Source organism: Murinocardiopsis flavida (assembly GCF_003014485.1).
In the GTDB taxonomy this organism is placed as follows: domain Bacteria; phylum Actinomycetota; class Actinomycetes; order Streptosporangiales; family Streptosporangiaceae; genus Murinocardiopsis; species Murinocardiopsis flavida.
In genome coordinates, this window is sequence record NZ_PYGA01000004.1 from 21,456 (window position 1) to 34,034 (window position 12,579).

10 protein-coding genes are annotated in these 12,579 nt (G+C 73.7%); 6 read left to right on the plus strand and 4 right to left on the minus strand.

All coding sequences use genetic code 11. From position 1 onward, the window contains the following. The first annotated feature begins 129 nt into the window (after positions 1-129). The 3 genes from CLV63_RS07240 to CLV63_RS07250 are packed head-to-tail and all read left to right on the plus strand — an operon-like array spanning position 130 to position 5,128. On the plus strand, positions 130-1,500 hold the full coding sequence (locus CLV63_RS07240; RefSeq protein ID WP_106582144.1) for an MFS transporter: 1,371 nt from the start codon (positions 130-132) through the stop codon (positions 1,498-1,500). Next, on the plus strand, positions 1,497-3,581 hold the full coding sequence (locus tag CLV63_RS07245) for a molybdopterin oxidoreductase family protein (RefSeq protein ID WP_106582145.1): 2,085 nt from the start codon (positions 1,497-1,499) through the stop codon (positions 3,579-3,581). Before CLV63_RS07240 ends, CLV63_RS07245 begins: the two co-directional genes overlap by 4 nt. Next, positions 3,578-5,128, plus strand: coding sequence for an FAD-dependent oxidoreductase (locus CLV63_RS07250; protein ID WP_106582146.1), 1,551 nt, complete (start codon positions 3,578-3,580; stop codon positions 5,126-5,128). Before CLV63_RS07245 ends, CLV63_RS07250 begins: the two co-directional genes overlap by 4 nt. 189 nt (positions 5,129-5,317) lie before the next feature. On the opposite strand, the gene CLV63_RS07255 is transcribed toward CLV63_RS07250, so the two are convergent. The 4 genes from CLV63_RS07255 to CLV63_RS07270 all read right to left on the minus strand — a co-directional run bounded on the left by CLV63_RS07255 (position 5,318) and on the right by CLV63_RS07270 (position 9,705). Beyond that, on the minus strand, positions 5,318-5,683 hold the full coding sequence (locus CLV63_RS07255; protein WP_106582147.1) for a hypothetical protein: 366 nt from the start codon (positions 5,681-5,683) through the stop codon (positions 5,318-5,320). Positions 5,684-5,837: 154 nt separating this feature from the next. Then, positions 5,838-6,512, minus strand: a complete 675-nt coding sequence (locus CLV63_RS07260) for a class I SAM-dependent methyltransferase (protein WP_106582407.1) — start codon at positions 6,510-6,512, stop codon at positions 5,838-5,840. Positions 6,513-6,711: 199 nt separating this feature from the next. Continuing rightward, a complete protein-coding gene (gene helR / locus CLV63_RS07265; RefSeq protein WP_106582148.1) occupies positions 6,712-8,865 on the minus strand; it encodes an RNA polymerase recycling motor ATPase HelR in 2,154 nt (717 codons plus the stop codon). Between the two features lie 240 nt (positions 8,866-9,105). Next, positions 9,106-9,705: a short chain dehydrogenase gene (locus CLV63_RS07270; protein ID WP_106582149.1), complete on the minus strand. Its 600-nt coding sequence runs from the start codon at positions 9,703-9,705 to the stop codon at positions 9,106-9,108. A 69-nt stretch (positions 9,706-9,774) separates the two neighbouring features. On the opposite strand from CLV63_RS07270, the gene CLV63_RS07275 reads away from it, so the two are divergent. The 3 genes from CLV63_RS07275 (at position 9,775) to CLV63_RS07285 (ending at position 12,541) form a co-directional block, all read left to right on the plus strand. Continuing rightward, positions 9,775-10,653, plus strand: coding sequence for a LysR family transcriptional regulator (locus CLV63_RS07275; RefSeq protein WP_106582150.1), 879 nt, complete (start codon positions 9,775-9,777; stop codon positions 10,651-10,653). 71 nt (positions 10,654-10,724) lie between these two features. Further along, complete coding sequence (locus CLV63_RS07280) at positions 10,725-11,546, plus strand: MerR family transcriptional regulator (protein ID WP_106582151.1); 822 nt, start codon at positions 10,725-10,727, stop codon at positions 11,544-11,546. Then, positions 11,543-12,541, plus strand: a complete 999-nt coding sequence (locus CLV63_RS07285) for a hypothetical protein (RefSeq protein WP_245928637.1) — start codon at positions 11,543-11,545, stop codon at positions 12,539-12,541. The genes CLV63_RS07280 and CLV63_RS07285 overlap by 4 nt, the downstream gene beginning before the upstream one ends. Positions 12,542-12,579 lie beyond the last annotated feature (38 nt).

A 12,579-nucleotide genomic window follows, 5' to 3' on the forward strand; every position in this document is an offset into this window, starting at 1 on the left:
GGGGACCTCACGGGGGGCTTTGGGCTGTGGTGATCTAGACGTTTCGCGGGTGTTACGGGTGGTTACCTGCGGGAAATCGGTCGTCCGTAGGGTCATCGGCGACACGCACCCGAGCGAGGAGCCCGCACCGTGACCGCTGACACCGCGACGACCCCCCGGCGTCCCGACGGCCGCTGGATCACCCGGTGGGACCCCGAGGACGCGGAGTTCTGGGCCGCCACCGGCCGGCGCACCGCCAACCGCAACCTGTGGGCGTCCATCGCGGCCGAGCACCTGGGGTTCTCGGTGTGGACCATCTGGTCGGTCCTCACGCTGTTCATGACCCCCGAGACGGGGTTCGCGTTCACCCCCGGCCAGAAGTTCCTGCTGGTGTCGATGGTGACGCTGATCGGCGCGATCCTGCGGGTCCCGTACACGCTCGCGGTGCCGCTGATCGGCGGCCGGAACTGGACGGTCATCTCGGTCGCCGTGCTGCTGGTCCCCACCGGCCTCGCCGTCTACCTGATGCAGCACCCCGAGACGCCGTTCCCGGTGTTCCTGCTGCTCGCCGCCACAGCGGGGCTCGGCGGCGGCAACTTCTCGTCGTCGATGTCCAACATCAACTTCTTCTTCCCCGAGCGCAGCAAGGGGTGGGCGCTGGGCCTCAACGCCGGCGGGGGCAACATCGGCGTGCCGGTGGTGCAGCTCCTCGGCCTGGGCGTGATCGCGGTGCTGGGGGTCGGCTCCGGGCACCTGCTGGCCGCGCTGTACATCCCGCTGCTGCTCGCCGCGTGCGTGCTGGCGTGGCGGCGGATGGACAACCTCGCCGGCGCGCGCACCGACGTCGCTGCGCAGCTCGCCGCGGTGCGCGACCGGCACACCTGGATCATGTCGTTCCTCTACATCGGGACGTTCGGCTCGTTCATCGGCTACAGCTTCGCGTTCGGGCTGCTGCTCCAGAACCAGTTCGACCGCACCCCGCTGGAGGCCGCGGCGGTCACCTTCATCGGCCCGCTGCTGGGCTCCCTCGTCCGCCCCTACGGCGGGCGCCTGGCCGACCGCTTCGGCGGCGCCCTGGTCACGGTGTGGACGTTCGCGGGGCTGGTGGCGGGCAGCGCGCTGATCATCGCGGCGTCCGGGATCGGATCGCTGACCCTGTTCACCGCGGGGTTCATCGCACTGTTCCTGCTCACCGGGGTCGGCAACGGATCGACGTACAAGATGATCCCCGCCATCTACGCCGCGAAGGCCGAGGACCTCGTCGCCGCGGGGACGCCGCGGGAGACCGCGACCGCCGACATGCGTCGCCTCGCCGGAGCGCTGCTGGGCCTGGTCGGCGCCGTCGGCGCGCTGGGCGGGGTCGGCATCAACCTGGTGTTCCGGCAGTCGTTCGAGAGCTTCGGCGCCGCGACCCCCGCCTACGCCGCGTTCCTCGTGTTCTACGTGGTGTGCATCGCGGTGACCTACGCGGTGTACCTGCGCCGGCCGGTCGGCACCCCCACGTCCGCCACCGCGGCATGACCCGCACCCATTGCCCCTACTGCGCGCTCCAGTGCGCCATGCACGTCGAGTCCGACGGCGCGGGCGGCCACACCACGCGCCCCGCCCCGTTCCCCACCAGCAGGGGCGGGCTGTGCCGCAAGGGGTGGAGCGCCGGGGCCCTGCTCGCCGCCCCCGACCGGCTGACCACCCCGCTGATGCGCCCCGCCAAGGACGCTCCGCTGCGGCCGGTCGGCTGGGACACCGCACTCGACCACGTCGCCGGGCGGCTGGCGGCGCTGCGCGCCGAACGCGGCCCCGACGCGGTCGCCGTGTTCGGCGGCGGCGGGCTGACCAACGAGAAGAGCTACCTGCTCGGCAAGTTCGCGCGGGTCGCGCTGGCGACGTCCCAGATCGACTACAACGGCCGGTTCTGCATGTCCTCCGCCGCGGCGGCCGGGCTGCGCGCGTTCGGCATCGACCGGGGGCTGCCGTTCCCCGTCACCGACCTCGCGGAATCCGACGCGGTGCTGCTGGCGGGGGCGAACGTCGCCGAGACGATGCCGCCGCTCATGGGCCACCTCAGCGCGCCGCGGCTGATCGTCGTCGATCCGCGCCGCAGCGCGACCGCCGAGCGGGCGCTGGCAGTCGGCGGCCTGCACCTGGCGCCCCGCCCCGGCACCGACCTCGCACTGGCGCTGGGGATCCTGCACGCGGTGCGCGCCGAGGGAGGGCTGGCGCACGGCTACATCGAGGAGCGCACCACCGGGTTCGACGCCGCGTGGCGGCACTGCGCCGGGTGGTGGCCCGAGCGCGCCGAGCTGACCACCGGGGTGCCCGCCGCCGACATCCGCGCCGCGGCGCGGATCCTCGCGGGCGCGGGCCGCGCCCACATCCTCACCGGGCGCGGCAGCGAGCAGCACGCCAACGGCACCGACACGGTGTCCGCCTGGATCAACCTCGCGCTCGCGCTCGGCCTGCCCGGGCGGCCCGGCTCCGGGTACGGCTGCCTCACCGGCCAGGGCAACGGGCAGGGCGGCAGGGAGCACGGGCAGAAGGCCGACCAGCTGCCCGGGTACCGGCGCATCGACGACCCCGCCGCGCGCCGCCACGTCGCCTCGGTGTGGGGGATCGACCCCGGATCGCTGCCGGGCCCCGGGCGCAGCGCCTCCGAACTGATCGACGCGCTCGGCACCGCCGATGGGCCCGGCGCGCTGCTGCTCTTCGGGTCCAACCCGGTGGTGTCCGCACCCGGCGCCGGCCGCGTCAGCCCCCGCTTGGCAGCCCTCGACCTGCTGGTCGTGGCCGACTTCGTGCTGTCGGAGACCGCGGAGCTCGCGGACGTCGTCCTGCCCGTCACCCAGTGGGCCGAGGAGGACGGCACGATGACCAACCTTGAGGGCCGGATCCTGCGCCGCCGCCGAGCGGTGGCGCCGCCGGAGGGTGTGCGCAGCGATCTGGAGGTGCTGCACGGGCTGGCGGTCCGCCTCGGCCGCAGCGGCGCGGAGTTCCCGGCCGACCCCGGCACCGTGCTCGCGGAGCTGCGCGCCGCCTCGGCCGGGGGAGCGGCCGACTACTCGGGGGCGACCCCCGAGCGCCTCGCCGCGGAGGAGGCGCTGCACTGGCCGTGCCCCGACGGCGCGGGCACCCCGCGGCTGTTCCTCGACGGGTTCACGCACCCCGACGGCAGGGCCCGCTTCACGGCCGTCGACCACCGCGACACCGCGGAGGCGCCCGACGCCGACTACCCGCTGGTCGCCACCACCGGGCGGGTCCTCGCCCACTACCAGTCGGGGGCGCAGACCCGCCGCGTCCCCGAACTCGCCGCCGCGGAACCCGAGGCGTTCGTCGAGGTCCACCCCGACACCGCCGCGCACAGCGGACTGGTCGACGGCCAGTGGGCCCGGGTGGTGTCGCGGCGCGGCGCCACCGAGGCGCGGGTGCGGGCCACGCCCGGCGCGCGGTCCGACACCGTGTTCCTGCCGTTCCACTTCGCCGCCGGACAGCGGGCGAACCTCATCACCGACACGGCGCTGGACCCCGTCAGCAGGATGCCGGAGTTCAAGGCGTGCGCGGTCCGCCTCGAACCGCGCGAGCGCGCGGGGTCAGGAGAGCGCCCATGAACCCCCGCCCTACGCCGTTCGTCCCCGACCCATCGGGCGCCGCAGCGTCCGGCACCGCACGGTCCGGCCACGAAGCGTCCGGCCACGAACCGTCCGGCCCCCGGCACGCGGTGGTCGTCGGCCACGGCATGGTGGGCGCCCGCTTCGCCGAGGAGGTCGCGCGGCGCGACCCCGGCGGGCTGCGGCTGCGGCTGACCGTCGTGGGCGCCGAACCCGAGGGCCCCTACAACAGGATCCTGCTGCCCGACGTCCTGGCCGGCCGGCTCGGAGCGGGCGACCTGGCGCTGCCCGCCCTGCCCGAGGGGGCCGCCGACGTCCGGCACGGGACGGCCGCGACGGCGATCGACCCGGCGCGGCGCAGCGTCGTCCTCGACACCGGGGAGCGGCTCGGCTACGACGAGCTCGTCCTCGCCACGGGCGCCGCCGCGGTGCTCCCGCCGCTACCCGGCGTCGCCCACGGCGACGGCACCCCCGCCCCCGGTGTCAGCGCGCTGCGCGACCTCGGCGACTGCCGCCGCCTCATGGCGCTGGTCCGGCCGGGCGCACCCGTGGTGGTGCTGGGCGGCGGGGTCCTCGGCCTGGAGGCCGCCCGCGCGCTCGCCGGGCGCGGCGCACGCGTCCACCTGGTCGAGTCCGCGCCGTGGATCATGCGGCGCGGACTCGACCAGCAGGCCGCCGGGATCCTCGCCGGGCACTACGAGGCGCTCGGCGTCACCGTGCACGCGTGGCGGACGGCGGCGCGCTGGCTGCCGGGCACCGGGCTGGAGCTGGACGACGGCCAGGTACTCGCCGGGGACGCCCTCGTGGTCACCGCGGGGGTCCGCGCCAACAGCGGCCTGGCGTCCGCCGCCGGGCTCGCAGTGGACGGCGGGGTCCTGGTGGACGACCTGCTCGGCACCAGCGACCCGCGGATCCACGCAATCGGCGACTGCGCCCGCCACAGCGGCGGCGGGGGAGGGCTCGTCGCGTCGGGGTGGGAGCAGGCGGCGGTGCTCGCCGACCTGGTCACCGGGGCGGCGCCCGGCGCACGCTACCGCGGCGCCCGCCCGGTGACCCGGCTGAAGGCCGAGGGGATCGAGCTGACGTCGCTGGGCGAACCGGACGCCGACGCGTCGGCCGAGACGGTCACGCTCGCCGACCCGCCGGGCGGGCGCTACGCAAAGCTGTCGGTCCGCGACGGCCGGGTGGCGGGCGCGATCCTGCTCGGCTTCCCCGACAGCGCGGCGGTCATCGCCCGCCTCTACACCGCGGCGTCCCCGGTCCCCGCCGACCGGCTCGCCCTGCTGCTCGGCGGCGCGGTGGGGGGTGCCGGGACGGGGGACGCGGGGACCTCGGCGGGGGCGGTGTCGGAGGCCGCGGCCGACCCGCTGGTGTGCCTGTGCAACGGGGTCACCCGCTCCACCATCGAGGATGCCTGGCTCGACGGTGCCCGCACCCGCGACGCCGTCGCCGCCGCCACCCGCGCCACCACCGGCTGCGGCGGCTGCGTCCGCGACGTGGGCACGCTCCTCGGCTCCCTGGCGGAGAAGGCCCCGGTGGGTGACTGACGGGGGAGCGGGGTGTCCCCGGCCCAAGGCACTGGGCCGGGGACACCCTGCAACTCCGGCTCAGAGGCTGTCGGGGATTCCGGTCCTGATTCGCCCGTGAGGACGTGTTTCGGCGGTCGCTGCTGCGCAGCAGCGACCGCCGACGCACATCCTCACCGGAACAGGCCAGACCGGCACCCCAACAGCCACTCAGCCGGTCGGGAAGGCGGAGGCACTGAGGAGCCGCGCGATCTGTGCGGCGAGGTCGGCCGCCGAGGTGCCCTCAGGGATCTCGTCCCCGGTTCCGAGGGGCCAGTCCGCGCTTCGGTCGTCGCGCATGTCGAGTTCCACGGTGTGGCGCGTGCGGAGGTTGCTGACACGCAGCGAGCTCGGGTCGTTCTCGTTCGGGGCGCGGACGTCCAGCCCCGCGGCGGTGAGCAGCGCGGCGACGGTCCCGGAGTAGCGGTCGAACTGGTCATCAGACAGCAGCTCGGGTACCTCGGCGTCGATGGAGGTGTCGACGCCGTCCCACGCGTGGGCGACAATCGGTGCAGGGAGTGTGTGGACGTCGGTCATCGATGGTTCCCCCTAGTTCGGCCCTCGCCAACCACTACACCTGGCCACTTCCTCCCCCTGCCGCCAGGGCATAGAGCAGCGCGTTCATCGTGGTGCCTGAGAAGATCTCGCGCTTTGGGACCGGTTCGAGCTCAGCCGGTGCAGTGTGTGGTGGCTAGCGTCGTGGGTCGGCCCGTTCGCCGAGGCCCCAGCAGAAGGGGCCGCTGGTCTGATGGACTCGGATGTTCCAGCCCAGACGGGTCAGTTCACGCGTGAGCTCTTGAGGTGTGTGCGGTACTTTCACCGCGCGATGGGGAGTGCCATCACGCAGGCGGCGCTGGATGATCGTTGACGCCTCTCCGTTGATGAGCTCCTGCTCGGTGCGGTGACCGTCATCGACGAACAACACCCGGCCCCCCGGGTGCAGGCTGCGATCGACAAGGTCCCATAGCTCTGCGAAACGGCCCCAGGGCACGTGTGAGATCCAGAAGCCCATGAAAACGCCGTCGTAGCGGCGGTCGGGCTCCCAGGTGAACAGATCGGCCAGGACGAATCGCACCCGCCCGAGGTCGGCGGCGACGCGCTGCCTGGCCCATGCCTGCATCTCGGGTGATGCGTCGACCGCGGTGACGGTTTCGGCACGGCGGAGCAGTTGCGGTGTCCAGGTGCCCGGCCCGGATGCCAGTTCCAGGACGTTGCCGGTGGGAGCGAACGTCTCGACCGCGGCGATGAGTTCGTCAACGCCGGGTTGGTCGAGCTGATTGTCGTGATACTCGTCGGCGACGGCCCGGTAGTAGGCGATCTGCTCTGCCAACAGCCGCTGATCGCCACTACCTGCATCGACATCCATCACAGTCCCCTTCGTCGAAAAGTGTGCTGCTATCAAAGGGTGCGGGCTGCTCGCAGGGGCACGTCAAGCTGATCGTGGCGAGACGGCATGGTCGGGGCCTGTGGTCCTGCCTGCCCTGACGGGGTGACCCGCTGCTGCGGGACCCGCTCTCCTGACAAGTCAAGACGAAACCCGCGCGTTGGGTCCTGCCGCTGGTCATCTACCCGGGGCTCGTGAGGATGACGAGTCGGCCGGTCGCCCTGGTCATCGCGACGTAGCGGTCGACCGCCCCTTCGATGCCCGTGCCGAACCCCTCCGGGTCGACGAGGACGACCAGGTCGAACTCGAGGCCCTTCGCCAGTTCCGGGGTCAGCGACCGGACGCGCGGCGTCGCCCGGAACGCGGGGTCGCCGATGACGCAGGCGGTCCCCTCCGCGTTCTCGGCGAGCCAGGTGTCGAGGACCCGGCCCAGGTCCGATGCCGAACCGCGGCCGACGGGGACGCCGCTGCCGCGGATGGACACCGGCACGTTGGCGTCCGGGAGCGCCGCCCGGATGACCGGTTCGGCCTCCGCCATGACCTCCTCCGGCGTCCGGTAGTTGATGCTCAGCGAGGCCATGGCGATCCGGTCGAATCCGAGCCGTTCGAGCCGCTCCCGCCACGACTCCGTGAACCCGTGCCTGGCCTGGGCGCGGTCACCGACGATGGTGAAGCTCCGGGACGGGCAGCGGAGCAGCAGCATCTGCCATTCCGCGTCGGTCAGCTCCTGGGCCTCGTCCACGACTATGTGCGCGAACGGGCCGGCGAGCAGGTCCGGATCCACTGCGGGCAGCGCGGCCTCGTCGACCAGGCTGTCCTTGAGGTCCTGGCCGCGCAGCATGGTCACCGCGCCCTCGCCGTCGTCGTCGGCTTCGAGGATGTCGTCGATGACGGCGGCCATGCGCTCGCGTTCGGCGGCTGCGGTGGCGCTGCGCCGGCGTTCGCGCCGGGACGCCTCCGGGTCGCCGAGGCGCTGCCGCGCCGCGTCAAGGAGCGGCAGGTCGGACACCGTCCAGGGCCGGCCCTCCTCGCGCCGCAGCGTCCTGATCTCGTCCAGGCTCAGCCAGGGGGCGCACTTGCGCAGGTAGGCGGGTACCGACCACAGGTCGGCGACGATGTCGGTCGGTTCGAGCAGCGGCCACGCGCGGTTGAGGGTCCTGACCAGGTCGGCGTCCCGCAGCAGCGCCGCGCGGAGCATGGCGGGCGAGACCTCGTCGGCGTCGAACCTGTCCGCCAGGATCGCGACCAGCTCCGCCCAGATCTGCTCCCGCGCCTCGTTGTGCGGGGTCCCCGGTTCGACCGCCGAGAACGCCTCGGCCCAGTCGGCGGCGCTCAGCCGGACCTCGCCCCAGTCCGTTGCGACCGCCGTCCCCTGGGCGGGCGGCCGCTCGTAGAACGCTGCGGCCGGTTCGATCGCCCGCACCAGGTCGGCGGAGGACTTCAGGCGGGCGACCGCCGGGTCGGCCTCGGCCTCCGCCGCGGCGCCCTCGGGGAGTAGGTCGCGCAGGGTGCAGGTCTGCACGCCCTCCTCGCCGAGGCTCGGCAGCACGTCGGCGACGTAGGCCAGGTAGGGCTGGTGCGGGCCGACGAACAGCACGCCGCCCCGATGGTGGCCGAGGCGGGGGTCGGCGTAGAGGAGGTGGGCGGTGCGGTGCAGGGCGACGACGGTCTTCCCTGTCCCCGGGCCGCCGTCGACCACCAGCGCGCCACCGGAACCCGCGCGGATGATGGCGTCCTGGTCGGCCTGGATGGTGCCGAGCACGTCCCGCATCCGGGCCGACCGGTTGGCGCCCAGGCTGGCGATGAAGGCGGACTGGTCGTCCAGCGCGGCGTGCCCCTCGAACCCGTCCGCGGTGAACACCTCGTCCCAGTAGTCGCCGACCCGGCCCCGCGTCCAGCGGTACCTGCGGCGGCTCGCCAGGCCCATCGGATCGGCGTGGGTCGCGGCGAAGAACGGCTCGGCAGCGGGGGAGCGCCAGTCGAGCAGCAGGCGGCGCCCCTCACTGTCGGTGAGGCCGAGCCGCCCGATGTACACGGGCTCGGCGCCGTCCGCGCCGACGATGCGCCCCAGGCACAGGTCCAGGCTGAAGCGGCGCAGTGTGCGCAGGCGCGCGGCCAGCCGGTGCACCTCCATGTCCCGGTCCAGCGCCTCCCGGCCCCTCCCGCCAGGGGTCCGGCGCGCGGCGTCGAGACGGTCGGACAGGTCGGCGACCGACTGTTCGAGGCTCTCCGCGATGGCGGCGAAATGCCGCTCGTCGTCGGCGATCAGCTTCGGGTCGGCTTTGGCGGCAAGGTGGTCGGGGAGGTCGAACGCGCTGTTGATCAGGTACTTCACGTCGTCTCCCGTGTCATGTTCTCCGGTCACGATCGACGATTCTGCGCCATCCAGGGGGTCTTGCCGCAAGCCCCGGGGTGCGCTATAAGTTGAAAGTGGCGGGGAGTGACCAGAACCCTCCCTCGCGATCACCCACCAAGTGAGTCTCCCCACGGGCGCCCGCCGGGAACGGCAGCGCTGTCGGCCCAGGCCGATCTTGCACGGCCCGCAGATACGACAACGCCGTGTCCTGGGCAAGGCCTACCGGACGGGGTAGACCTGGCCGGTCTGGGCGCCCTCGATGGAGCGGACGTAGGCGCTGGCGACCCGTTCCAGGTCCACGGGTTCGACACCGGGGAAGAAGTCGCCGTAGTCGGCGACGGACTCGGTGAAGATGGTCGGGCTCACAGCGTTGACGCGCTGCGGCGCGATCTCGATCGCCGCGGAACGGACGAACGCCTCGACCGCGCCGTTCGCCATCCCCGCGGCGCTGCCAGTGGGGATCGGCTGCTCCGCGAGAACGCCGGTGATCAGCGTGAAGGAGCCCCGCTCGGCGATGCGGGCGGTGCCCTGACGCACGAGTTCGAGTTGGCCGGCCACCTTCCCGTTGAAGGCCGACAGGTAGTCGGCGGGCATCATCTCGACCACGGGCTTGTACGGGACGTCGCCGGCCGCGCTCGCCACGGCGTCGATGTCGCCGGCCCGGTCGTAGGCGGCGGTGATCTGGGCGGGGTCGGTGATGTCCAGGCGCAGGTCTCCACTGGAGCGGCCGACGGTGACGATCGAATGACCGCGGTTGACAAGGGTCTCGTGGACGGCCGCGCCGAGCTTTCCGGCGGCTCCGACCAGCAGGATTCTCATACAGACGACGCTAGGAGGCCGCGCCCGGAAAGAGAAATGTCTACCGCGCGGCACTTATGCTCGGTGGTTATGAATGTGGAGCTGCGACATCTGCGGGCCTTGGCTGCGATCGGCGACGACGGCACCATCACGGGGGCGGCCGCTGCTCTCGGGATCAGCCAGCCCGCGCTGTCACGCACGCTCGACCAGATGGAGAGGCGGCTCGGGGCGCTGCTGGTGGAGCGCACCACACGGGCACTGCAACTCACCCCTGAGGGGAAGCGGCTGTGGGAGCACGCACACGTGATCCTGGCGCACCTCGACGACGCCCTCGCCGAGGTCACGACGGGGCCCCGCCCACTGCGCGTCGGCTTCTCCTGGGGCGCGCTGGGCCGCCACACGGTGCCGCTCCTGCGCGGCTGGCGGGCCACCCGCCCCGATGTGCCGGTGTCGGTCCACCGCCTCGGCGACCCCGAGCCCGCGCTGCGCCGCGGCGACATCGACCTCGCGTTCCTGCGCGTGCTGCCCCGCGACGACGCGTTCTACGTCCTGCCGCTGTTCCGCGAACAGCGGATCGCGGCCGTGGCCGAGGGCGACCCGCTTGCGAGCCGCACCCGGCTGCGGCTCGCCGACCTCGCCGACCGCCGCGTCGCGCTGTGCGCCACTGCCGCGACGACCAGCGCCGGACTATGGCCCGTCGGCGGGCGCCCCGACACCGGCCTCCATGTGGAGAACGCCGATGAGTGGCTCACGGTGATCGCCACCGGCGAGGCGGTCGGGGTGACCGGCGAGGCGACCGCGCACAGCCACCCCCACCCCGACGTGCACTACCTCGCCATCGAGGACGCCCCGACCATCACCGTCCACCTCGCCTGGGCGCCGGTGCCCGCCCATCCCGAGATCGCCGCGTTCCGCGACTACGCGCGCTCCACCATCGGCGCCGCCGAACCCGCGGGGGCGATCCCGTGACCGGCCGCGGCGGAACACGCCGTCATCGCGCTTGACCCTGTCACTGTGTCAGGGGGTGGGGTGGAGGGGTCATGTTCATCATCGGAGACTTCGCCAAGTACGGCCGGGTGTCGGTCCGCATGCTGCGGCATTACGACGTCATCGGGCTGCTGCGCCCCGCTCGCGTCGACCCGGACAGCGGATACCGCTACTACCGGGCCGCGCAGCTCGCGCGGCTGAACCGCATCATCGCGCTCAAGGACCTGGGGTTCACCCTGCACCAGGTCCAGACGATCCTCGACGACGTCGGCCCCGAAGAGCTGCGCGGCATGCTGCGGCTGCGGCGCGCCCAGCTGGAGACGGCCGCCGCCGACGCCGCGGCGCGATTGGCGCAGGTCGAGGCGCGGCTCCGCACAGTCGAGAACGAGGGACTCATGCCCACCGAGGACATCGTCGTCAAGAGCCTGCCGCCCGTGCGGCTGGCCGAGTTGACCGGTATCGCGGCCGGTTTCGACCCGCAGGACATCGGGCCGGTCATCGGCCCCCTCTACGCCGAACTCTGCCGCCGCCTCGACGCCGCCGGTGTGGCCGCAGCGGGCCCCGGCATCGCCTACTACGAGGACGCGCCGCACGGCGGGGCGATCACCGTGCACGCCGGGCTGCCGGTCGCCGAGGGAGTCCGCAGCATCGGGGACGTCGACGTCGTCGATCTGCCCGGTGTCGAGCGCGCCGCCACCATCGTGCACCGCGGCCCCATGGACGACGTGCTGCCCACCGCCCAGGCGCTGGCGCGCTGGATCGACGCCAACGGCCACAGCTCCCGCGGCTACGCCCGCGAGCTCACCCTCGCGGGACCCGGGGACCGCGACCAGTGGGTGACCGAGCTGCAAGAGCCCATCAGCGGGCCCGCATGACCGGCACCGGCGGCCGCGCGTCCGCTCTGAACGACGGCCTCGGCATGCCGCCCTACACCGGTTCCGGGCCCTACTGCTACACCCATTCCCTCGCGATGGTGCTCGGGCCCGCGGCGCCCGCGCCTGCGGTCATCGAGACGCTGACCGGCGCGCCGTTCGGCGTGCAGTCGATCGGCGGGACCCTGCCGCTGTTCGACCCCTACGGCTGGAACCCGGAGGTCGGCCTCGACGCCGCCATCGGCCTGCTCGGCTGGCGGTGCGAGCGCAGCGCGGGCGGCACCGCCGAGGAGGCGCCGGCCCGGCTGCGCGCGGCCTGCGTCCGCGGGCCCGCCCTGGTGGGGCCGGTGGACATGGGTCTGCTGGCGTACCAGACCGGCCTTCCCGACGACGACCCCTCGGGCGGCGACCACTACGTGGTGGTCCTCGGTGTCGAGGACGGCACCGTTCTGCTGCACGACCCGCACGGCCACCCATACGCGACCCTGCCTGCGGCGGCCTTCACCGCGTCGTGGCGCGCGGCGGGGGTGCCCTACGTCGAGGCGGGGTTCGTGCTGCGCACCGGGTTCGTCCGGGAGCGTGCGGTCGCGGACGCGGAGGCGCTGCGGCGGTCCCTCCCGAACGCGCTCGACTGGCTGGGCGGCCGCACCGACCGGCCGATGCCGCCGGGATCGCTCGGCGGGGCGGCGGCGGTCGAGGCGCTCGCGTCGCAGGTGGACGCCGGGCTCGACCCCGGCGTCCGCGCGCTGCTGGCGGAGTTCGGGGTGCGGGTCGGCGCGCGCAGGCTCGCCGACGCGGCCACGTGCCTGGGGATCCTGGGACTGGCGGGCCCCGCCGCCGTCGCGACCGGGCAGGCCCGCATCCTCGGGGGACTCCAGCACCCCCTCGTCACAGGCGACGATGCGGCGCTGGCGGCGGGCCTGCGGCGCCTCGCACCCACCTACGAGCGGTTGCGCGGCGCCCTCGCAGCGGAGGTCGCCGAGCGCACCGGCGCCTGACCTGGTCGGTCCCGCTGCTCGGCCATCGCGACTACGCG

Coding starts and splice junctions, on each gene's coding strand:
- CLV63_RS07280 (WP_106582151.1), top strand. CDS start 10,725: ATGTTCATCATCGGAGACTTCGCCAAGTACGGCCGGGTGTCGGTCCGC.
- CLV63_RS07285 (WP_245928637.1), top strand. CDS start 11,543: ATGACCGGCACCGGCGGCCGCGCGTCCGCTCTGAACGACGGCCTCGGC.
- CLV63_RS07255 (WP_106582147.1), bottom strand. CDS start 5,683: ATGACCGACGTCCACACACTCCCTGCACCGATTGTCGCCCACGCGTGG.
- CLV63_RS07270 (WP_106582149.1), bottom strand. CDS start 9,705: ATGAGAATCCTGCTGGTCGGAGCCGCCGGAAAGCTCGGCGCGGCCGTC.
- CLV63_RS07245 (WP_106582145.1), top strand. CDS start 1,497: ATGACCCGCACCCATTGCCCCTACTGCGCGCTCCAGTGCGCCATGCAC.
- CLV63_RS07250 (WP_106582146.1), top strand. CDS start 3,578: ATGAACCCCCGCCCTACGCCGTTCGTCCCCGACCCATCGGGCGCCGCA.
- CLV63_RS07260 (WP_106582407.1), bottom strand. CDS start 6,512: ATGGATGTCGATGCAGGTAGTGGCGATCAGCGGCTGTTGGCAGAGCAG.
- CLV63_RS07275 (WP_106582150.1), top strand. CDS start 9,775: ATGAATGTGGAGCTGCGACATCTGCGGGCCTTGGCTGCGATCGGCGAC.